Below are 22,615 nucleotides of genomic sequence, written 5' to 3'. Positions count from 1 at the left end.
AGGAGGAATATTTAATGAAAAAAACTGCAATAGCTCTTACAATGGCTTTGGTGATGTCTACTGGATATGTTAAAGGAGAAGGAAAGGTAGATAATATCAATAGATTAAGTGGAAAAAACAGATATGAGACCTCTGAAGCCATATCTAAATATGGATGGGAAACTTCTGAATATGTAATAATTGCTCAAGGAGAAAATTTCCCTGATGCACTATGTTCTGCGCCCCTTGCTAAAAAATATAATGCCCCAATAATATTAACTAAGGGTGATGGACTTACAGAAGAGGGACAAAGAGAACTTAAAAGATTAAACCCTTCAAATATAATTTTAATCGGAGGAGAGGGAGTATTGTCTCCTAAGATTGAACAATACATAAAAAGCAATGTCAAGAGCGCAAAAATCGAGAGAATAGGCGGAAAAAATAGATATGAAACTTCAATAAAAATAGCTGAAAAACTAGGATTTAACGGAGAAGTAGTAATAGCATCTTCTATGTATTATGCAGACGCCCTAGCTGTAGCACCTATTGCAGCTATAAAAGGTATGCCAATAATACTTACGGATAAAAACACTTTGCCAAAGGAAGTTAAAAACTATTTAAAAGGTAAAGATATGGAGAAGGCTTACATAGTTGGCGGAACAGGGGTAATCTCCAAAGAAATAGGAGATGAATTAGAAAACCCTCGTAGATTATCTGGTAAGGATAGATTTGATACAAATGTTGAAATACTAAAGGCCTTTGAAGGAGAGCTAGACTATGGAAAAGTAGTAACAGCTCTAGGAGTGGGTTCTAAAGGCAATGAATTTGCAGATGCATTATCGGGAGCAGCTCTTGCAGCAAAATATAATGCACCAATGGTACTTTCCTCAAAGGATTTACCAAAAGTAACTGAAGATTATTTAAAAACTGTAGTTAACCCTGAAGGAGATCTATTAGTTCTAGGGGGAGAAGGTATACTTCCAACTTCAGCTATTGAAAAAATTAAACCAGAGGTAAAGATATATACTGAAGATAATGCAAAGCTAAAGGATTTAAATGAAGCTAATAGCGTTAAGATAACAGGAAAAGATGTTACCTTAGACGGAGGCAGCATTAAAGGTAATCTTTATGCTTATGGACAAAATATTACTGTAAACAATTTGAATATTTCAGGAGCTCTTTCTGTAAATGCAGGAAAAGAGGAAACTATAAATTTAAATAATGTACAAACTTCTGGTATAAAGATAAATTCAGGAGAAAATAAAAACTTAAACCTTAAAGGAAACATTAAGGGAGATATTTTTGTAAAGGGAAAAGCCAATATAAATATAAATGAAAATACATCAATAAATAAACTTGCGTTAGAAGGAGAAATAAAAGTTGAATCAAAATCACAAACTCCTGTGGATAAAGTGACTATTACAAGTAATAAAAGTGTAATAAAGTTAAGCGGAAAATATAAAGAAATAGAAGTGGAAGATGGAAAAAGAATAGAATTAGCAGCTGGTACAGAGGTGGAAAAGATTGTATCTACATCATCAAAGAGTAAGGGTGTAGAAATAAACATACCTAAAGATGCAGTTGTAAAACAAATATCAGAAGGATTTAAGCTAGAGGGAGAAGGGGCTGCAAATGTTACTCCAGGTGGAGGAGCAGGCGGTGCTGGAGGAGGAGTAGTACCACCAGCTCAAGGAGAAATAAAAATAACGGGAATAGACATAAGTACTAGTGATGGTACTAGCATAGGTAAAAAAATAGATGGAAGTAGTATTACAATAAACGTTCCAAAGAGTTTTAAAGGTAAGGTTACCAGTGTTAAAGTTCATTTTAATGAAAAAGTTAAAGAATTATCCTTCGCTTTAGGAGATATAAGCGAAAGTGAACTAAATAAGTTAGGGGATAGAAAAACAATTGATATGATAGGAGTATTAAGACTTCAGGGCTATGATAAAGAAAATGATGGAATTGGAAGAGATAATTTAGATTTGCTAAATGCTGAACGTATAGCTGTAAAAGGAGATTCAGGAAGCAGCTTAACATATACAATTTATATAAAAGAATAGTTTTTATAGATGGTTAGATATTTAGATGTTTACATTTTTAGATGGGTAGATTGCAAAGAAGATTTTTGAAATTCTACCTTATCTAATCATCTACTAAACTAGCAAAGGAGGAATAGACATGGAAGAGGAAATAACCTTAGACCTGAGGGACTTTTTTCGTATATTAAGAAAAAGAGCTAAGCTTATAGCAATCATTACAACAGTATGTACTTTAATATCAGGTATATTAAGTTTTTTTGTAATAGCCCCAACCTATGAAGCTAAAACCAGCATAATTGTGGGTAAGCTTGAAGGGCAAGAGGGAAATCTTCAAAATAACGATGTAGTAATGTATCAAAATCTTATAAAAACCTATGCTACCATAGGACAATCTGATAGGGTTGCAGAAGCTTCCTCAAGTAAATTAAAAGGAGAATATACTGCAGGACAAATTAAAAAAATGATTACAGTAACTCCTCAACAGGGAACTCAAATACTTGTGATAAAAGCAGAAAACAAGAGCGGAGAGGAAGCTGCTAAGATAATCAATGCAGTATCAGAAGCCTTCGTTGAAGAATCAAGAGAAGTATATAAAACTGGTGGAAACATAAGCATAATAGATAAGGCAAAGGTTCCAGAAAAACCTGTAAAGCCTAAAAAAGCCTTAAATGTTGCCATAGCATTTTTTATAGCATTAATGGCATCTATAGGATTAACCTTTGTTTTGGAATATATGGACAATACTATAAAAACAGAAGATGATGTGGAAAGATACTTAGGTGTTCCGGTGATTGGAATAATTCCAAAGACTGAAGATTGAGTTAAGAATGAAGAATGAAAAATGGAGAGTAATGGAAAGAATTTTTTGTGAAAAATTCTATAAAAATATATTTAAAGAAATTCTGTAGAATTTCAACATTAACTCTTCACTTTTAATTTTTAACTTTTCACTACAAGAAGAGGATTGATAAAGATGTTGGATATACATAGTCATATTCTTCCGGGCATTGATGATGGGGCGGAGGATTTAGAAACTTCTTTAGAGATGCTTAGGATGGCTAAGGAAGAGAATGTAAATAGTATAATTGCTACACCTCATTATTATAGGGGTAATTATGAAAATGATTATGAAAGCGTTTTAAAGCATGTAGAGAAGATTAATGAAAAAGCTGTTGAAAATGGGGTAGATATAAAAATATTTCCCGGGCAAGAAGTATTTTTAGACAAATATTCTCCTAAGCTTTACAAAGAAGGAACTATAAAAGGATTAAATAATAGTAGGTTTATGTTGGTGGAGTTCTCCATGATGAATATGCCTAAGGATATTTTAGATATAATATATGAAATTAGAATTCTTGGGGTGGTGCCTATAATCGCACATCCAGAAAGATATAAGTACATAATTGAAACTCCTTCAAATATTAATGCTTTTCTTAAAGAAGGGTGTTTGTTTCAAATAAACACAGGAAGCATAAGGGGAGTGTTTGGAGGAGATGTTAAAAAGACATCAGAGACGTTGATTAAACATGGTATTTGTAATTTTGTGGCTTCTGATGCCCATGGAGTAGGGAGAAGATGTCCAGGCATACTACCTACTTTAAAGAGAGTAAAGGATATAAGTCCTAAAGTGTACGATAAATTAGAAGAAAATTGTAATTTTTTATTAGAAGATAAAAATATAGAGTTTGATTTTGAAGAAATAAAAGAAAAGAAAGGCTTCTTTAGTTTTTTTAAAAAGTAAACAAATGGAGTGAATGATATGACGGGTAGAAATTTAATTACTATAGAAGATCCTAGGTCTCCCATAGCTGAGGCTTATAGGACGTTAAGAACTAATATTCAGTTTTCATCCTTTGATAAAAAAATTCAAAGCATAGTAGTAACCAGTTCAGGCCCTGGTGAAGGAAAGTCCACCACCTCTGCTAATTTAGCTGTGGTTATGGCTCAATCAGGAAGTAAAACTATATTAATAGATTGCGACCAAAGAAAATCCACAGTACATAAAACCTTTGGTTTATCAAATGAAGTAGGTATATCAGACCTTTTAGTAGGAAAAGTAGACTTTAAAGATGCGGTTCAAGATTCTAAGGTAGAGAACTTAGATATATTAACTGCAGGTACAAGACCCCCAAACCCATCAGAACTTTTAAGTTCAAAGAAGATGAAAGAGTTTATAGATGAGTTAAGGGAAGAATATGAATATATCATAATAGATTCTCCGCCGATAATCGCAGTTACAGATGCTCAATTAATAGCAAGCTTTACAGATGGTGCACTTTTAGTAATATCATCTGGAGAGGTGGAAAGAGCAGCTGCCATTAAAGCTAAGGAACTTTTAGATAAAGTAAATGCAAAGATAATAGGTATAGTTTTAAATAAACTAGAAGTATCTGAAAAAGGATATTACGGATATTACTATCAATATTATTACGGAAAAGATGGAGACAGGAAAAAAGGAAAAAATAAATCGGGAGAAGTTGCTATTTAGGAAATTGAGAATTATCGATTAAATGCAATATAGGGAGAACTAATTATATAGTGATGAATCATACATTATATAATTAGTTCTTCTTTATAAGAATTTTAATTTACTTATATTTGAAAATAAATCTAAATTTTTAATAGATGCGAAAAATGTAGAAAAGTTTTTTGAATTTTATTTCAGGAAATTTAATTAAATTAAAACTTATAAGTAGAAAAATTTATTCTCAGAATACAATGGGTTTAATTTTAAGTTTAAATATATTTAATAATGATAAATAGTTTTATAAGATTATTTAGTTAACTCAATAAGATAAATAAGAATAATTTAGAAGAAATAAAAGTATTTTAAAAATATATTAGAAAAATGTAGAAAAATATATATTTATAACGATAATAATATTAAAAAAGTTTAAATAAAGATTTATATTAAATTAAAATTTAATGAAAAAACAAAATAATACAGTGAATTTAATAGTAAATTAAAGTTATATTTAAAAAAAGGAAGAAATTATAAGATAAATGGAATATTATTGTGTTAAAATAAAAATATAGAATTTATGGGAATATAATAAATGTTATACAATGGTAATATGTTCATAGATTGTTAGTTAATTATTTATTTTAGATTTAGGGGGAAGAGGGATATGCAGGAGATTGAAGGAGGATTACAACGAGAGGTTAGTAGAGTAGAGGTACAATATGTAGATAAATATGAAAAGAGTTATCTATATTTTTTTCTGAAAAGGCTTACCGATATAATTGGAGCTATTGTAGGAATAGTATTATTGTCTCCAGTTATGCTTATAACAGCTATAGCTATTAAAGTAGATTCAAAGGGTCCATTAATTTTTGCCCAAGAGAGAGTGGGGCAAAATGGGAGGATATTTAAAATGTATAAATTTAGGTCTATGGTGATAAATGCAGAAGAGATTTTGGACAAGCTTAAAGATAAAAATGAAATGTCAGGACCTATGTTTAAAATAAAAGAAGATCCAAGAATAACAAAAGTAGGGAAGTTTATTAGAAAAACTAGTATTGATGAATTACCACAATTTTTTAATGTACTAAAGGGAGAAATGTCACTAGTAGGACCTAGACCTAACCTTCCAAGGGAAGTAATTCAGTTTACGGACTACCAAAAGACAAAGCTTTTAGCTAAGCCAGGAATAACATGTTATTGGCAGGTTATGGGAAGAAATAACATAGACTTTGAGGGATGGATGGAATTAGATATTAAGTACATAGAAGAAAGAAACACCTGGGTAGATATAAAGCTTATATTTAAGACATTTTTTGTATTGCTTGGTGATGAGAATGCTAGTTGAAGTTTAAGTGATAATAATATACTAAATAAAGTTTTCTCAGAAAATAGAATATAACTAGTAATAGATTTTGATATAGATTTTTCAGTAAAATAAAGAGTAGAAAGCTTAATAAAGTATTTTGAAAATAATGTGGATTCACTTTGAACTTGCTAAAAGTTATAAATATAAAGTTAGATACTTAGTTTTTTCATAATCATTAGTAATCTGTTGTGAATCAGAAATAGTTCTAATTAGGAAAGAGTATAATCCCTAAACTTATTTAATTACAATAATGCTTTAATTGGCACTAATAAAAGAGATAAAATAATGATATTTGCGGAGGATATTAAACTAAATAGAGCTCTTCTAAAAAAGATTATGTACATATAAGCAAAATTAGTATCAGAGCACCTTGAATTAAATGGAATTAAGTAAGGATAGAAATAGCTGAAGGAAAATCAAATATTCCAGTAATTTTATGTAGATAATTTGTAGCTGAAAATGAAGTAAAAGCTAGAAATATTGATTTAGTGTTTGGAGGATATAAAAATGAAGAAAATAGTCCATGTAGTCGAAGCCTTTGGAGGAGGAATATATTCTTTTTTAACTGAACTATGTAATGAGCTATCAAAAGAATATGAAGTAGTAGTTGTATATTCTGAGAGAAAAGAGACTCCTAAATATTTTAAAAAAGATTTTAATGATAATATTAAATTTATAAAGGTAGATATGTGCAGAGGATTAAATCCTTATAAAAATATTAAATCATTATTTCAACTTAAAAGTATCTTAAAAAAAGAAAAGCCAGATTTAATACACTTACATTCTTCTAAAGCTGGCTTTTTAGGTAGAATTGTTAGTTATTGGAATGGATTTAATATGAATAAGGTGTTTTATAACCCTCATGGGTTTTCGTTTTTACAACAGAATGAAAATAAATTTAAAAGAAATATTTATTTAAATTTAGAACAACTAGCATCTAAATTCGGTGGATGTATAGTGGGATGTTCTAAAGGAGAATATAAAGAAGCACTAAAAATATCTAAACGTTGTGTGAATATTAACAATGCAATTGATACTGAAAAAATTGATCAAATGCTAGTTGACAACAATTTAAATAGAGATGTTTATAAAAGTAATATTAAAATAACTATAGGCACAGTAGGAAGAATGTGTTATCAAAAAAATCCTTTATTATTTAATGAAGTTGCTAAAAAATTTCCTCAATGTAATTTTATTTGGATTGGTGATGGTGAATTAAAAGGAGAATTGACATCAGAAAACATTAAAATTACTGGATGGATGGATAGGAAAGAAGTAATCAGAGAAGTATTAAACTTCGATATTTTTATTATGACATCGCTGTGGGAGGGTTTGCCAATTGCTTTGCTTGAAGCTATGTATTTAAAAAAACCTATAGTCGCTAATAATGTTATAGGTAATAATAATGTGGTGTTTAATGATTATAATGGATTTTTATGTAACAACTTAAATGACTTTGTGAATTCTATTGATAAATTAATTAACGATACTAATTTAATTAATGAAATTAGTAGCAATTCTAAAAAATATATTTTAGAAAATCATTTACTAAAAGATATGATTTGTAATTATAAAAATTTATATCTAGGTGAATTTTAAAATTATTAAGGAATTAATATATGTATAAGAGGAGTAGACTTATGAAAGTTGGAATTTTAACACATTATGATGTAAATAATCAAGGTGCACAATTACAAATGTATGCTTTATATAATCAATTTAAGAAGATGGGTCATAGCCCCAAGGTATTAACATATGTAAAAAATTATGATTTTCAACAAATAGAAAAAGTAAGAAATCAAGTTACAATAAAATCTATTCCATACTTTATAAAACATTATTTGTTGAAGAAGGGTATAGGATCAACATTATTTAATGTAAAAAAGTATACGAAAAATAAAAAATTTAGATTGAGTAATTTTCATCATGAAAATTATACCACTGCAGACATTGAATGTGCTGTAGTCGGGAGTGATGAAGTTTTTAGTATTCCAATGGGAGTTAATATGATGATGTATGGACATTGTGTTAATACAGATAATATGATCTCATATGCTCCTTCATTTGGACAAACTAGTATAGAGTTAATGGAGAAATATCACTGTAAGGAATTGATTTCTTCGGGACTTTCAAAGTTTAAAAATATATCTGCACGTGATAAAAATACATACAATATTGTAAAAACTTTAACAGGAAATGAAGCAGATATAGTTTGTGATCCGGTTCTATTATATGATTTTTCCAATACAAAAACAGAGGTGAAGCTTCCGAATAAGAAATATTTATTAGTTTATGCATATGAAAAGAATATGACAAGCGAAAATGAAGTTAAAGCTATTAAAGAATACGCAAAGAAAAATAATTTAATTACTGTGTCAGCTGGTACTTACCATAAATGGTGTGATAAAAATATTTCTTGTAATTGCCTGGAATGGATAGAGTATTTTAGAGGTGCAGAGGTAGTTGTTACGGATACATTTCATGGAGCAATAGTTTCTATCATTTCTCATACCCCAATGGCAGTAGTAGTAAGAGATATAAATACCAATAAGCTAACAGATTTACTAGATCGTACAGGAACATCAGATAGAAGAATTAATCAAGTTTCTTTAGAGGAATTGGAACGTGTGTTTAAAGATAATGTAGATTTTAACTTAATAGAATCTCAATTGAAAAGACTGAGAGATGATGCAATCAGTTTCTTGCGGAAAGCATTAAAATAATGAATTTTTAGGAGAATAACTGATGAATAATATTCTAGATTCAATTAATCCTTGTACAGGCTGTGGAGCATGTACATGTGTTTGTCCCACTAATGCTATTGATTATAATCTAAATGAAAATGGATTTTTTGAAGCATTTATAAAGAACAATTTATGTATACATTGTGAGAAATGTAAAGAAGTATGCGTAAAATTTTTAGTTGAAGAAAGAGAAGGACGAAAATTAAGAGAAGGAGTTGTGTATTCTGCACAAAGTACTAATCAAGAAGTTGTTTCGACATGTACATCAGGCGGAATTGCATATGAAATTTCAAAACATGGAATAGAAAATGGATATAAAATTGTTGGAGTAATTTATGATTATAATGACAATATCGCCAAGACGGTTGTTATAGATAATCTTGAAGAACTAGAAAGAATAAAGGGGTCAAAGTATTTACAAAGTAATACTGAAGAAGCCTTTAGAGAAGTTATTAGTTTATCGAGAAAAGATAGGGAATGTAAGTTTATTATATTTGGAACTCCCTGTCAGATTTTTGGAATAAAAAAAGCTTTTGAAGTAAATAGTATTTCAAACGAATTAATTACTATAGACTTATTTTGTCATGGAGTTCCATCTTACTTAGTATGGCAGGAATACCTAAAATGGCTTGAAAATAAACATGAGATAAAGAGTATTTCTAAAATTAATTTTAGAAGCAAATATATTGGATGGCACGACTTTACTATGGAGATTTGTAGCCATGGAGAAGACTATTATTACCCTAGTGAATATGATTTATTTTTCAAAAGTTTTTTTGATAATATTTTGTTAAATACTTCTTGTTTCAATTGTATTACCAGAAGAGAAAAATCTCTAGCTGATATCAGATTGGGAGATTTTTGGGGATGGAGATATCAAGATAGGCAAGATGGAGTTTCAGCTGTTGTAGTTTTGTCCGATGTAGGGCAAACGGTATTAGATGAGTTAATTAAATTGGAAAAAGTAAAAATAATAGATAAAGAAATTTCAATAGAAGAATGTACTGAAAGACAAAGTATACATCCTTATAAAAATATTTCACTACAAAAAGACGCTTTTTCAAACTTAAAGTCAGGAAAAAGTCTTTCATATACTATAAAAAGTTACCGCAAAGAATTTGAGACTAAAAAACGTATAAAAATATTTTTAAAGGAGTCTACCTCGTACTTACCGGATAGATGGCGTTCAAATTTAAGAAAATGGTATGGAAAAAAGTAAAAATTAAAGGAGGGAAGGTATGCCTAAAGTTTCAATAGTTCTTCCTGCATATAATTGTGAAAGTACACTAGAAGCTACTATAAATTCAGTATTAAAACAAACATATACAGATTATGAATTAATTATTATTAATGATGGTTCTACAGATGAAACGAAACAAATATGTGATGAATTCTCTAATTTGGATAATAGGATAATTTGTTTTCATACTTTGAATAAAGGGGTAAGTGAGGCTAGAAATAAGGGAATAGAGTATATTTCTGGTGAATATCTAATGTTTATTGATTCTGACGATACCTATGATCCTACAATGATAGAAAGTATGATTAAATATATTAGTAAGCCAGGAGTGGACATGGTTTGCTGTGGTTATAGAAAAATATTTAAAAAAAAGCGAAAAAGCGAAGAAGAGTTTTCTTTAGAAGAGCAGTTTGTTAATGATACAAATTATATGATTAATGTAATAGAAAAATTAAAAGATCATTATTTATATAATCAGATATGGAATAAAATATATCGTGTAGATATTATAAAAAAATATAATATTATGATGGATAAAGAACTTGATATGGGAGAAGATTATAGATTTAATGTAGATTACACTCAGAACATAAGGAGTATATATATATTAAATAAAGTATTATATTCTTATATAGTTGGAGAAGAGGGACTTACTTTTAAATACCGTGAAAATGAGTTTTCACGAAGGATTTCTAATTTAAATTATTACAAGAAGTTATATGATAAGTATGATGTTAAATCGGATTATTTAGATAAACAATATTTAAAAGCTTTATTTGCAAGTATTGTATATTCATTTAGTAATAATACTAAGAAAAGTTATAAAGATAGAATAAATATGATTGAATCTTTTACTAGTAATGAAGATATAAATAGAGTAGTTAGGAATTCTACAAGTAAAGATATTAGTACTTTGATAATGAAGATGACTATTAAATTAAACAATAAAAATTTAATATTACTAATATCTTATATACTGTATCTTATTAAAAAAATATCTTAATATAAAGTTAACTTGGAAAAGTCAAAGTAAAAAATGGATGTATACTTTAGGTGGTGTAAAATGGAAATATATTTATTTGTTATTTTTTTGGTGTGTGTTTACGCAGTCTTAATTTTTTTGAAAGGTGCTACAAAAAGAAGAGAGAAGATTTTTATTATACTAAGTTGCATTACAATGTTTAGTGTAATGGGGGCAAGAAATATAAGCGTTGGTACGGATACAGAATTATACTGTAAAATATTTGAGAGGATAAGTGCAAGCGATAATATATTTACTGTAGCACAGGCATCATGGCTATATGCTCTATATAATAAAATAATAAGCTTAGTTTTAGGAAATTATAGCCAATGGATAATTATTTTTAATAGTTTAATAATTATTGTAGGTATTGGATTTTTTATATATAATAATTCTCGAAATATGGCTATGTCTATGCTATATTTTTTATTATTTTATCATTATTTCCAATCATTTAATATTTCTAGACAATATATAGCAATAGTATTAACAGCAAATTCATTTTATTTTATAAAAAATAAAAATTTAAAAGGATTTATGACTCTAAATTTAATAGCTACCCTATTTCACAATACTTCGATTGTTTTTATGCCTATGGGAATTTTAAGTTTATTAGAACTTAATTTTAAAAAAACAATAATATTTTCTGCAGTTTCTGGTGTAATGATTATCTTTTATGAAAAGTTAATTGCAGCATTTCTATATATTTTTCCTAGGTATTCTATATATTTTGGAGGGAATACATCTTTTTATGAGACTGGGCAAGGTAGAAAAATAATAATAACCTTAATATATTTGATGGTAGTTATTATTTCATTAATTATTATGGCAAGACTATCAAAACTTCAAAACTATCATAAAGAGAAAGAAAGAGAGCTCGCTATTCTAATAGTAATAATGCTAATAGCGATTATATGTGGAATTCTATCTATGAAATCAATTTTAATAAGTAGAATTGAACTATATTATTCAATTTTCGCAATTATACTTATTCCGTTTGTAATAGAAGAATTTAAAAAATATAAATACTTATTATATTTTGTATCCATATGTGTAATGTTAATACCTACCTATATACAGCTTAACGATAATATAGGTGGAATTGTACCCTACGGAGTATTTTTTCAATGGTAAAAATAATTTTATAAGCACAGTTATTTATATAATTATTGTTTAGCTATTTTATGCCCTAAGGATTAGAATATAAATTTTTATTTGTAAAAAATTTAAGTAATTGGACACAATTAAATCATAAAAATAATCTTGTTTTATAGTTGCGGTGTCATAGTAATTTATACAGATAAAAGTTTATAAGAAGATTTAATCTATTACCAAAGTTTATTAGATTGGAACTAATATATATTGAAATTAGAAAATAATATCGATAAATCAATGAACAAATATGCCTATATATAGTGAAGCAGTTACAAGTGGTTATATGATAAAAATAACCCAATAAGATAAGTTATAATGGAAAATTAGAGATAAGGACAATATATAATATTATTAATAGGGGGATACCAATGAAAAAAGTTGCCATTTTAACTATAAATGATTATCAAAACTATGGAAATAGGTTGCAAAATTATGCAGCACAGGAGGTATTAAAGTCATTAGGTTTTTCAGTAGAAACTATTAGGAATACTACTAATACCAGTGGAAATGGTGTAATAGGCAAATTGATTGGTAAAATTCATAGATTAAATAAAATGACGATTTCAGAAATATACCGAAAATTAAACCTAAAGATTTGGGAATACGCTCATAAGGGGATAGTAAAAGAATGTAATATAAAAAAAACGTTAGCATTTAAAAAATTTACGTTGGATAATATATTAGAAACGGATTATTGTATATCAGAGCATAATATTCCCAATGATTTATTAGAGAGATTTGATTATTTCATTACTGGTAGTGATCAGGTTTGGAATCCAACTTTTAGATATGGATGCTCTGTCGATTTTTTAACCTTTGCTCCTAAAAATAAAAGAATAGCATATGCTCCGAGCTTTGGAATATCACAAATACCGTCTAATTATAAGGAAAATTATAAATTATGGTTATCGGAGATGGCAAGCTTATCAGTTAGGGAAGACGCAGGTGCTAAAATTATCAAAGAATTAACTGGAAGGGATGCTGTCGTTTTAGTAGATCCTACCTTGATGCTTACAAAAGAAAAATGGATGTCTATTTCCAAGAAGGCATCAAATAAACCTAAAAATAAATATTTATTAACATATTTTCTTGGGAAAATATCTAAAGAGAATCAAGGCAAAATGAAAGAAATTGCAGATAAAAATAAGTTGCAAATATTAAATTTAGCGGATATAAGCGATAGAGAAACATACAAAGCAGATCCTAGTGAATTTATTGATTATATAAATTCAGCTTCTGTTTTTTTTACGGATTCATTTCACGGTACAGTATTTTCAATTTTGCTAGAGAAACCATTTGTTGTTTTTAATAGAGAAGGTAAAATACCATCTATGAATTCAAGAATAGAAACATTATTATCTAAATTTAAGCTAGAATCTAGAAGGTGGGAAAATATAAAAAATAATGATGATATTTTTAATATTAATTTTTCACATATCCCACCTATTTTAGAATTTGAAAGAAATAAAACTATTAAATATTTAAGAGGTGCATTAGATATTAAGGATGAGAGGTAATTATGAAAATTAATCAATTAAAAATAGGAGCAGCCTTATCGTATGTTTCAATGGGGCTTGGATATATTATATCAATAGTATATACTCCTATTATGCTCCGTTTGTTAGGACAAAGTGAATATGGTTTATATAATTTAGTAGCGTCAGTAGTTAGTTATTTAGGCTTGCTTAGTTTTGGATTTGGTAGTGCTTATATGAGATATTACTCTCGTTATAAAGTCAAAAATGAGCAAGAGAACATTGCTAAGCTAAACGGGATGTTTCTAATTATTTTTTCAGTTATTGGATTTATTGCTATTTTAGCAGGGACAGTACTTGTTTTTAATATAGATTTAATATTTGGTGCAAACCTCACTATGAGCGAACTTGCTACAGCTAAAACTTTAATGGCAATAATGGTATTTAATATTGCATTATCATTTCCAGCTAGCGTATTTAACTCACACATTATTGCAAATGAAGAATATATTTTTCAAAAGTTACTGCAAATGATTAAAACCATAGTAAATCCATTAATTATGTTGCCGGTTTTATTAATGGGTTATAAATCCATAGGTATGGTAGTTATTACAACGCTTCTTACTATTATAGTAGAGATAAGTAATGTAGTATTCTGTTTTACAAAGTTGAAAATTAAATTTCTATTTTATCAATTTGATTTTTCTTTAATGAAAGAAATGGCAGTTTTCTCATTCTATATTTTTTTAAATATGATCATTGATCAGATTAATTGGAGTATAGATAAATTTATATTGGGTAGATTTCGAGGGACTATAGCTGTGGCTGTATATGGACTAGCAGCTCAATTAAATACATATTATTTGTCACTCTCAACAGCTATTTCAGGTGTTTTCATACCAAGAGTCAATAGAATGGTAGCAATTAATAATGATAATAAGAAATTGACAGCTTTATTTACACGAGTAGGAAGAATTCAGTTTATTTTACTTTCTTTGATTTGTTCAGGACTCATATTTTTTGGACAATCTTTTATAAATATGTGGGCTGGAATCAATTATAGTGAAGCTTATCCAATTGCATTGTTGCTCATTATTCCTGTTACAATTCCATTAATTCAAAATCTGGGGATTGAAATTCAAAGAGCTAAGAATATGCATCAATTTCGTTCATGGGTGTATTTTTGTATAGCTATTGCTAATATGTTTTTAAGTATTCCACTTACAAAAATGTATGGAGGAGTAGGAGCTGCATTGGGCACAGCAATCTCTCTATTAATAGGAAATGGTCTAATTATGAATTGGTATTATCACTATAAGGTTGGTCTTGATATGAAGTTTTTTTGGGGTCAGATATTAAAGTTTGTACCATCTCTATTAATACCAATCATATTTGGAATTTTTGTAAATACATTTTTAAATCTATATAATATTTTAACCTTTTTAATTTGTGGAACTATTTATATATTAATATTTTGTATTTCAATGTGGTTTTTAGGAATGAACCAATATGAAAAAGATTTAGTTGGTAAGCCAATAATAAAAGCATTAAAGAAATTAGGGTTATTTAGGAGAAAAAGTTATGTTTAATGATAATAAAACTATAGTTGAGAAAAACAAAGATACTTATTGGTAGCGCTCAAGGGAATATGTATTATTTATGTGATATTGATGCATTGTAAGAGTGGTATTAAATATAAAGATATATTAAAATGCTACTTGGCATTTTAATTGCTGGTTTGTAATGATGCAATTACTTAACTTGCCTGTAGCAATATTTATTTTTCAGGAAGGATATTTTACTAGTATAAAAAAAGCACAAGAGGCAATCATACATATATTTTAAAACGGAGCAGACTCCTAACACTTTACTTAATATGGTCAATGATTTATACCTCCATTTAAGAAGTACACCTTTAGGAAATCAATTTTATATTATCTTTTAATATTATTAATTATCATCATTGAGGTATATGTATTAGCAAAAATAGACTTTTGTTGAGAGTTATAAGTAGTCAGATTAAAATATCATCTTTTATTTATACTTTTGCATGGATTAATCTACTGATAGTTATAAAATCATACTTTGATAAAAAATTGCTTGTTTAAATGCTATAGGCGATTATTCCTATGGTATATATTATGTTCATATGATCTGGATTATAATTAGCAACAAACTTTTGAAGAATATACCTATTATTACTGATATGTTACCACTTTATCAATTAGTGTAACTTGTATGTGTAATAGTTTTTATTTGTATTAGTATTTTAGTTAAGAGAAAATAATTGGAAAAAGATTATCTAGTAAGTTATTAGGATTTTAATATAGAAGGTGAATTTTTTATGATAACAATTAATAATAAAAAAGATTGTATGGGATGTCATGCGTGCTCGAATATATGCCCAAAAATTTGCATTTCTATGGAAAGTGATAGTGAAGGTTTTTGGTACCCGAAAGTTGATCATCAAAAGTGTATAAAATGCAGGCTATGCGTTAAATTTTGCCCAATTATAAATAAAGTAACAGTTAAAAACGAACCAAAGGCTTATGCTTGTATTAATAAAGATGAATTCGTACGTCAGGAAAGTTCTTCTGGTGGCATATTTACATTAGTTTCAGAAGTAGTAATTGATAATGGCGGTGTTGTTTTTGGAGCAGGTTTTGATGGAAAATTTTCAGTATTTCACAGTTACATAGAAACAAAAGAAGAGCTAGAAAAGTTTCGTGGATCTAAATATGTTCAGAGTAAAATAGGGAATACATACAAACAAGCTAAAGAATTCCTAGACCAAGGAAGAAATGTTCTATTTACAGGAACGCCTTGCCAGATTGGTGGACTTAAGTCTTATTTGCATAAAGACTATGACAATTTATTTTGTATAGATATTATATGCCATGGAGTACCATCACCAAAAGCTTGGCAAAAATATATTTCTTATCAGGAAAATAACGCCGAATCATCAACACGGAGAATCGCTTTCAGATGTAAGAATGAAGGCTGGAAGCGATACTCCATATCATTATCATTTAATAATGATATGGAGTATCTAGAGAGTCATAAAAAAGATTTATATATGAAGGCTTTTTTAAAAAATATTTGTTTAAGGCCTTCTTGTTACGATTGTAGCTTTAAAACATTACATAGGCAAAGTGATATAACCCTTGCAGATTTTTGGGGAGTACAGAATGTATTGCCAAAGATGGATGATGATAAAGGTACATCACTTATATTTGTGAATAGTGCTTCTGGGCAATACATGCTAGAAGATATAAAAGATAGAATTTTATATAAAGAAGTTGATATAAACCGGGCCGTATTGTATAATCCATCAGCCATAAAATCTGTTGAACATAATTTAAAACGTGAAAATTTTTTTGAAGAATTAGAGCGGCTTTCTTTTGAAGAGTTAGTAAGAAAATACTGTAAGGACAGCATTTTAACGGGAATAAAAAGAAAATTAAAATCAATTATATACAATGTGCTAAAGAAATAGACTTATTAGTAATTCTCAGAAATTACTGAAACTAAAGTAGAGTGATTTACTTTGCTTTTATTTTAATAAACATTAATTTTATAGAGTTCATAGTACCATAAAATATAGTATTTAACTCAATTATAAATATCATTTTGCTGCACTTTATTAAAATTCTAAGCAAACTATAAGAAGATTTAAATAATAGATTGTTGAAAATAAAGCTAAAGTATTAAAAGTAAGTAATTACTTTAAATCACTATTTGAATTTGTGATATTGTTTAATATTATAAATTATTTGTATTAATGAATAAGAGGATTTATGTAAGTTTATAGGAGGAGTAAATATGAAAATAAGAAAAGCCGTTATTCCAGCTGCAGGTCTAGGTACTAGATTTCTACCTGCAACAAAAGCTCAGCCAAAGGAGATGCTTCCAATAATAGATAAACCTACTATTCAATACATAATAGAGGAAGCAGTAGAGTCTGGAATTGAGGAAATACTTATAATTACAGGTAGAAATAAAAGAAGTATAGAAGATCACTTTGATAAATCTGTGGAGCTAGAACTAGAACTTGAACAAAAAAATAAAACAGAGTTACTCAAGCTCGTTCAAAATATAAGTAACTTAGTAAATATTTATTTTATTAGACAAAAGGAACCTAAAGGGCTTGGACATGCTATAAGCTGCGCTAAGAGCTTTGTAGGTAATGAGCCATTTGCTGTAATGCTTGGAGATGATGTAGTTGATAGCAGTACACCTTGTTTAAAGCAGCTTATAGATTGCTTTAGTGAATATAAAACTTCAGTTCTTGGTGTACAACGTGTAGCTCAAAGTGAAGTTTCTAAATATGGAGTTGTTAAAGAATTAAAAATAGAGGATAGAGTTTGTAAGGTTAAGGATTTAATAGAAAAGCCAAGCATAGAAGAAGCTCCATCAAATATAGCAATTCTAGGAAGATACATACTTATGCCAGAGATATTTGACATATTAGAAAACACAAAGCCAGGTAAGGGTGGAGAAATTCAGTTGACAGATGCATTGAAAATACTTCTTTCAGAGCAAGCTATTTATGCTTATGAATTTGAGGGAAGAAGACATGATGTTGGAGATAAACTAGGTTATCTTCAAGCAACAGTTGAAATGGCTTTAAAAAGAGAAGATTTAAGAGACTCTTTTATGGAATATCTAATAAATATAATTAGAGCAGAAGAAAGTAAAGTTTCTACCAATGCTGACAAGGAAGCAGCAGCGACTATTTGAGAAACTATTAGCAAGTTCAGCTGCTCTTGCTAAGGTAGCAGCTGAACTTGCTAATAATCTATAGCTATTGACTCATTTACATTTCCTCAAATTCATTCCTTATTCTTTTTTCAAATCTTTCTATTCCAGTATATCCGCTTATAAAAACTCTTTTTAATTCATATAATCCATTGTTTATGTTTGAAAATCCCATCCTTGTAGTAAAGACCATTTTATATCCTGCTTCTTTCACATCTTCTATTACCTCTTTATTGTATTTCCCAAAGGGATATGCTATATAATCAACTTTTTTATCTAACAATTTTTCAAGAAGATCTTTGGATTCCTTTAATTTTTTTAATCTATCATCCTTTGATAGCTTGGCTAACTTTGAATGATCGGTGGTGTGACTTTCTATATCTATTCCATTTGAGGATAGCTCTTTTAATTGGTCTGAGTTTAAAAAACTTGAACCACTGTCTATATAATTTGTTATTTGGAATATGGTAGCTTTAAGTCCAAATTCTTTTAATATAGGATAAGCATTTACATAATTATCAGCATATCCATCGTCAAAGGTTATGACCACAGACTTGTCCGAAAAAGGTATTTCATTTGTTAAGTGATTATATAATTCCTCTAAGGTCAATGTTTCATAATTATTATCCTTAAGGTATTTCATATGTTCATAAAAGGTATCTTTTTTTACTGAAAACAATCCCTTTTCATCATTGGATATAGAATGATACATCAATACTGGAATTGAAAGTTTTCCTTGATCTTTCGAATAGGAACGATTCAAAAATACAGGTAAAACAAATAGGACTATTAATATAGCTATTAAAATCTTATGTCTTTTTTTCAAAAGTCTCACTTCCTTAATGTAATAATATGATGTCTTATGTTATTTAATTCATTATATGACTATTATAAATATATGCTATAATTTCCATGGAGATATATATAAATTCTTTCATCCATCCACCCTAATTCCCCATTCCCCCTCCACAAAAACTAATTTTTTTCTTAATCTATATTTTAATTTTCTAGCGGTTTCATAGGATATGTTATTTTTAGCTGCAAATTCCTTAATGCAAAAATCTTCATTCATTAATAATTCCAATAAGTAATCTCTTAATTTTTCAGGGAGCTTGTCTGCTAGATGGTTTACGATAGTTTGCTGAAATATTATTTTATCGTAATGATCATCGCTAGTTTTATCTGCTATTACATTTATCAATTCAACACCTTCATATATCTCATCATTGATACTAAAAGTGACTATGTCATCTTTATATTTTCTTGAGGTTTTTGTAGCCATATGTCTGAAAGAATTATCTATAGTTATATAACAAAATTTATAAAAGCATTTTAAGTTATCACCTTGAAATTTTGGGATACTCCTCCAAAGGTAGGTATAAACATTTTGCAATGCATCTTCAAACTCAATATTTTTTATCTCACCAGAATGGTATTTTTTATAATACTTACTTTTAATATAAGGTTCAAAGGTGTTGATTAAAATTTTTCCACATATATTCTCACTCTCTTCAACCTTCTTTAAAAATGTCTTAACCCCCATAGTTTCAATTGTCAATATGATCCCATCCCTTCATACGTTATACTTTCATATATAACATATAAACACATAATTCCCGTAAAATGGGTAACACTCCTAACAAGCTCGGCTACGTCTCGCAAAGGAGTCAGACCCCACCTGAAAATTGACAAAAGGTTACATAAAATGTAAAAATATAAAATTATTACTGAAATTATTACATTTATATTCGATAATATAAATATTAATGAATGTAGTTATTATGTGAAAATTGATTTCGTATAGGGAAGGTGAAAGATAGGATGAAAAAAATAAAGCTAAGAAAAGGTGAAAAGGGTAAAAAATCTATAAAGTCTAAAATTTTAATAACACCATTAGTTATAATTCTAATTATAAATTCTATATTATCAGCAGCAGCAATAAATGTAGCTGAAAGAAAAATAATAGCCCAAATGAGAACGGATGGTGTTAATTTAGCGAAACAAGTATCCAGTGAAATCGGTAAAAATCAGGAGATTTTAACCGAATTTAATGAAATTATAGAAAACCAAATCAGGAATATGGGTAAGTTTATAAATAATAATATGTCATCTGTAAATAATGATTATTTAAAAATTATGGCACAAACTTTTAATGTAGATGAAATCAATGTGTCAGATCCATCGGGTAAAATTATATATTCAAATATACCTGCTGTTGTAAATGAAAATTATGATGAGAAAAAAATAGTTCTCCCTGTTATAAAAGGTGAGAAGGAAGAGCTTATGGAAGATGTAAGAAAAAGTATAGTCGAAGATAATTATTATAAGTATGGATATATTAGAAAAAATGGCGGAGGAGTTATACAAATTGGCATACTTGCTAATAGAATTGAAGAAATGAGCAATAGCATGGATTTGCAAAAGTTGTTGGACGACTTGGCAAAAGATGAAGGCATGGAATATGCACTAATTATAGATAAAAGTTTAAAAGTTACAGCTCATAGTGATAAGGATAGAATTGGAAGCACTGTAGATGATATAGGGAGCAGGACTGCAGCAGTAGACAATGGAATACACTCTTCAACTCTTTTATATAAAGATACTATAGAGGTTTACGATGTTTTAGTACCATTATATAAATCTGGAGTTCATGTAGGGGCGTTGAACGTAGGACTTTCCATGAAAAATGTACAGAATGCTATAAGAGAAATGATAGTTATTATAGTTGTAATATCTATAATATGTTTTATTTTAGTGGCATTAATTATGATGGCTATATCTAAAAGTATTATTAATCCTGTTAAGAATTTGGTGAGAGTATCTGAAAAAATATCCAATGGTGAATTTGATATAGAAATTGATGTTAAAAACAATGATGAGCTAGGAGCTTTAGCTAAAGGTTTCAAGGCAATGTGCGATAGTTTAAAAAATACTATAAGCATCATAAAAAGTGAAAGTGATAAAATAAATGATAAATCTAGAAATTTAAATGATAATGCAGATAAAATGACTGATATTACGTCAGAAGTGGCTTTAGCAGTACAAGATATAGCACAAGGATCTTCAGAGCAGACAGGGGATTTGATGGAAGCTGTAAATTATATGTCCAAGCTATCTGAAGAACTTCAAAATATAAATGAAAAAGTATCTATTATAAAAAATAGTTCTAATGAAACAGAAAATAAAGCTAGAATTGGAAAAGAAGAGATAGATAATTTATTAAAATCCATAGAAGATATAAAAAGTGCTTTTGATATGGTTTCAAATAAAATTAATGGATTAAATGTAAGTGTATTAAAAATAGGAAGCATAACTGATGTGATTAATAGTATATCAGAGCAAACCAATCTTTTAGCTTTGAATGCAGCTATAGAAGCAGCTAGAGCTGGTGAGGCTGGTAGAGGATTTGCCGTAGTAGCGGAGCAGGTTAGAAGTTTAGCTGAGAGGTCACAGGATTCCATTAGTGAAATTCAAGATTTAGTTCATAATATAAAAATTGAGACTGAGAATGTATTGGAAACATCTAATGGCGTTAAAAATCTTGTAGATGACCAGACTAACATAGCGGAAAGTACTAAGACTTCTTTAAATGATATGTTAGATTCTATAGTGGGCATATCACCTTTAATAGATGATTTGTATAAATCTGCTGAAAATACTATAGAGTCTAAAGAAATAGTATTAGAAAAAGTAAAAACTATATCTTTGGTATCAGAGAAGACCTCTGCAGCTTCAGAGGAAATTGCAGCCTCATCGGAAGAAATGAGCGCAGGAGCTTCTGAATTGTCTATTGTTTCTTTAGATTTAAAAGAGGTATCAGAAAAACTTAATAAGGAAACTAATAAATTTAAAATATAAAAAATAAGAAAATATGAAAACTCAACTTAAAAACCACGTTAAGTAGAAACTTAGCGTGGTTTTTTGTTATTTTAAAAGAAGTATTTACATTTCCTCAAATCCATTCATTAATCTTTTTTCAAACTTTTCTATTCCGGTATGGCCACTTATGAAAACTCTTTTTAATTCATATAAACCATTACTTATATTTGCAAATCCTCTTTTTGTAGTGAAGGCCATTTTGTATCCTGTCTCTTTCAACCTTCTTTAAAAATGTCTTAACCCCCATAGTTTCAATTGTCAATATGATCCCATCCCTTCATACGTTATACTTTTACATATAGCATATAAACACATAATTTCCGTAAAATGGGTAGTAACAATGGGATAAAAATATAAAAGCAAAGAGTAATTTGCCCTTTGCCTTTAAGAGCAAAATGTCAATACAATGTTTTTTAATAATATATTAAATAGAAAGAAAATTATCGAAAAATAATTGGAAATTATTCCTGTGATTTGACAAAATAATACTTG

The 22,615-nt window shown here is 28.5% G+C and carries 18 protein-coding genes; 15 read left to right on the top strand and 3 right to left on the bottom strand.

From position 1 onward, the window contains the following. Window positions 1-14: 14 nt before the first annotated feature. The 14 genes from RYO54_RS12560 to galU all read left to right on the top strand — a co-directional run bounded on the left by RYO54_RS12560 (window position 15) and on the right by galU (window position 18,226). Window positions 15-2,042, top strand: a complete 2,028-nt coding sequence (locus RYO54_RS12560; RefSeq protein ID WP_315119241.1) for a cell wall-binding repeat-containing protein — start codon at window positions 15-17, stop codon at window positions 2,040-2,042. A gap of 118 nt (window positions 2,043-2,160) precedes the next feature. Further along, on the top strand, window positions 2,161-2,841 hold the full coding sequence (locus RYO54_RS12555; protein ID WP_315119238.1) for a Wzz/FepE/Etk N-terminal domain-containing protein: 681 nt from the start codon (window positions 2,161-2,163) through the stop codon (window positions 2,839-2,841). 153 nt (window positions 2,842-2,994) lie between these two features. Beyond that, entirely contained in the window at window positions 2,995-3,762 is a 768-nt protein-coding gene (locus RYO54_RS12550) for a CpsB/CapC family capsule biosynthesis tyrosine phosphatase (RefSeq protein WP_315119236.1), read from the top strand. A gap of 18 nt (window positions 3,763-3,780) precedes the next feature. Then, window positions 3,781-4,509, top strand: a complete 729-nt coding sequence (locus RYO54_RS12545; protein ID WP_315119234.1) for a CpsD/CapB family tyrosine-protein kinase — start codon at window positions 3,781-3,783, stop codon at window positions 4,507-4,509. A gap of 640 nt (window positions 4,510-5,149) precedes the next feature. Further along, window positions 5,150-5,830 (top strand): sugar transferase, encoded by a 681-nt coding sequence (locus tag RYO54_RS12540; protein ID WP_315119232.1) that lies wholly within the window; start codon window positions 5,150-5,152, stop codon window positions 5,828-5,830. Between the two features lie 528 nt (window positions 5,831-6,358). Beyond that, window positions 6,359-7,450 carry a glycosyltransferase gene (locus RYO54_RS12535; protein ID WP_315119230.1) on the top strand — a complete coding sequence of 364 codons (1,092 nt, stop codon included), beginning with the start codon at window positions 6,359-6,361 and terminating at the stop codon, window positions 7,448-7,450. Window positions 7,451-7,491: 41 nt separating this feature from the next. After that, window positions 7,492-8,574: a polysaccharide pyruvyl transferase family protein gene (locus RYO54_RS12530; protein WP_315119227.1), complete on the top strand. Its 1,083-nt coding sequence runs from the start codon at window positions 7,492-7,494 to the stop codon at window positions 8,572-8,574. A gap of 22 nt (window positions 8,575-8,596) precedes the next feature. Next, the gene (locus tag RYO54_RS12525) at window positions 8,597-9,814 is read left to right on the top strand and encodes a Coenzyme F420 hydrogenase/dehydrogenase, beta subunit C-terminal domain (protein WP_315119224.1); all 1,218 of its coding nucleotides are present in this window, start codon (window positions 8,597-8,599) and stop codon (window positions 9,812-9,814) included. Between the two features lie 19 nt (window positions 9,815-9,833). Further along, complete coding sequence (locus RYO54_RS12520; RefSeq protein WP_315119221.1) at window positions 9,834-10,838, top strand: glycosyltransferase family 2 protein; 1,005 nt, start codon at window positions 9,834-9,836, stop codon at window positions 10,836-10,838. Window positions 10,839-10,898: 60 nt separating this feature from the next. Then, the gene (locus RYO54_RS12515; RefSeq protein ID WP_315119219.1) at window positions 10,899-11,990 is read left to right on the top strand and encodes an EpsG family protein; all 1,092 of its coding nucleotides are present in this window, start codon (window positions 10,899-10,901) and stop codon (window positions 11,988-11,990) included. A 389-nt stretch (window positions 11,991-12,379) separates the two neighbouring features. Beyond that, window positions 12,380-13,528, top strand: a complete 1,149-nt coding sequence (locus RYO54_RS12510) for a polysaccharide pyruvyl transferase family protein (RefSeq protein WP_315119217.1) — start codon at window positions 12,380-12,382, stop codon at window positions 13,526-13,528. A 2-nt stretch (window positions 13,529-13,530) separates the two neighbouring features. Then, a complete protein-coding gene (locus RYO54_RS12505; protein ID WP_315119214.1) occupies window positions 13,531-15,075 on the top strand; it encodes an oligosaccharide flippase family protein in 1,545 nt (514 codons plus the stop codon). 755 nt (window positions 15,076-15,830) lie between these two features. Next, window positions 15,831-16,982 carry a Coenzyme F420 hydrogenase/dehydrogenase, beta subunit C-terminal domain gene (locus RYO54_RS12500; RefSeq protein ID WP_315119212.1) on the top strand — a complete coding sequence of 384 codons (1,152 nt, stop codon included), beginning with the start codon at window positions 15,831-15,833 and terminating at the stop codon, window positions 16,980-16,982. Window positions 16,983-17,308: 326 nt separating this feature from the next. After that, window positions 17,309-18,226 carry a UTP--glucose-1-phosphate uridylyltransferase GalU gene (gene galU / locus RYO54_RS12495; protein WP_315119209.1) on the top strand — a complete coding sequence of 306 codons (918 nt, stop codon included), beginning with the start codon at window positions 17,309-17,311 and terminating at the stop codon, window positions 18,224-18,226. A 76-nt stretch (window positions 18,227-18,302) separates the two neighbouring features. Here galU and RYO54_RS12490 read toward each other — a convergent pair whose 3' ends face one another. Continuing rightward, entirely contained in the window at window positions 18,303-19,070 is a 768-nt protein-coding gene (locus RYO54_RS12490; RefSeq protein ID WP_315119206.1) for a polysaccharide deacetylase family protein, read from the bottom strand. Window positions 19,071-19,178: 108 nt separating this feature from the next. Further along, window positions 19,179-19,802 carry a sigma-70 family RNA polymerase sigma factor gene (locus tag RYO54_RS12485; RefSeq protein WP_315119204.1) on the bottom strand — a complete coding sequence of 208 codons (624 nt, stop codon included), beginning with the start codon at window positions 19,800-19,802 and terminating at the stop codon, window positions 19,179-19,181. 263 nt (window positions 19,803-20,065) lie between these two features. Here RYO54_RS12485 and RYO54_RS12480 point away from each other — a divergent pair, with 263 nt between their 5' ends. Continuing rightward, a complete protein-coding gene (locus RYO54_RS12480) occupies window positions 20,066-22,102 on the top strand; it encodes a methyl-accepting chemotaxis protein (RefSeq protein ID WP_315119202.1) in 2,037 nt (678 codons plus the stop codon). Between the two features lie 84 nt (window positions 22,103-22,186). Here RYO54_RS12480 and RYO54_RS12475 read toward each other — a convergent pair whose 3' ends face one another. Further along, window positions 22,187-22,342, bottom strand: a complete 156-nt coding sequence (locus RYO54_RS12475) for a hypothetical protein (protein ID WP_315119199.1) — start codon at window positions 22,340-22,342, stop codon at window positions 22,187-22,189. Window positions 22,343-22,615 lie beyond the last annotated feature (273 nt).

Source organism: uncultured Clostridium sp. (assembly GCF_963515715.1).
GTDB lineage: Bacteria > Bacillota > Clostridia > Clostridiales > Clostridiaceae > Clostridium_AW.
Note: the sequence above shows the minus strand (reverse complement) of the source record. Positions and strands in the feature narration are given on the sequence as shown.

Excerpts from the sequence above, each read along its gene's own strand:
- RYO54_RS12525 (WP_315119224.1), top strand. The coding sequence starts at position 8,597 with ATGAATAATATTCTAGATTCAATTAATCCTTGTACAGGCTGTGGAGCA.
- RYO54_RS12555 (WP_315119238.1), top strand. The coding sequence starts at position 2,161 with ATGGAAGAGGAAATAACCTTAGACCTGAGGGACTTTTTTCGTATATTA.
- RYO54_RS12480 (WP_315119202.1), top strand. The coding sequence starts at position 20,066 with ATGAAAAAAATAAAGCTAAGAAAAGGTGAAAAGGGTAAAAAATCTATA.
- RYO54_RS12510 (WP_315119217.1), top strand. The coding sequence starts at position 12,380 with ATGAAAAAAGTTGCCATTTTAACTATAAATGATTATCAAAACTATGGA.
- RYO54_RS12535 (WP_315119230.1), top strand. The coding sequence starts at position 6,359 with ATGAAGAAAATAGTCCATGTAGTCGAAGCCTTTGGAGGAGGAATATAT.
- RYO54_RS12540 (WP_315119232.1), top strand. The coding sequence starts at position 5,150 with ATGCAGGAGATTGAAGGAGGATTACAACGAGAGGTTAGTAGAGTAGAG.
- RYO54_RS12530 (WP_315119227.1), top strand. The coding sequence starts at position 7,492 with ATGAAAGTTGGAATTTTAACACATTATGATGTAAATAATCAAGGTGCA.
- RYO54_RS12545 (WP_315119234.1), top strand. The coding sequence starts at position 3,781 with ATGACGGGTAGAAATTTAATTACTATAGAAGATCCTAGGTCTCCCATA.
- RYO54_RS12550 (WP_315119236.1), top strand. The coding sequence starts at position 2,995 with ATGTTGGATATACATAGTCATATTCTTCCGGGCATTGATGATGGGGCG.
- RYO54_RS12560 (WP_315119241.1), top strand. The coding sequence starts at position 15 with ATGAAAAAAACTGCAATAGCTCTTACAATGGCTTTGGTGATGTCTACT.
- RYO54_RS12520 (WP_315119221.1), top strand. The coding sequence starts at position 9,834 with ATGCCTAAAGTTTCAATAGTTCTTCCTGCATATAATTGTGAAAGTACA.
- galU (WP_315119209.1), top strand. The coding sequence starts at position 17,309 with ATGAAAATAAGAAAAGCCGTTATTCCAGCTGCAGGTCTAGGTACTAGA.
- RYO54_RS12505 (WP_315119214.1), top strand. The coding sequence starts at position 13,531 with ATGAAAATTAATCAATTAAAAATAGGAGCAGCCTTATCGTATGTTTCA.
- RYO54_RS12515 (WP_315119219.1), top strand. The coding sequence starts at position 10,899 with ATGGAAATATATTTATTTGTTATTTTTTTGGTGTGTGTTTACGCAGTC.
- RYO54_RS12500 (WP_315119212.1), top strand. The coding sequence starts at position 15,831 with ATGATAACAATTAATAATAAAAAAGATTGTATGGGATGTCATGCGTGC.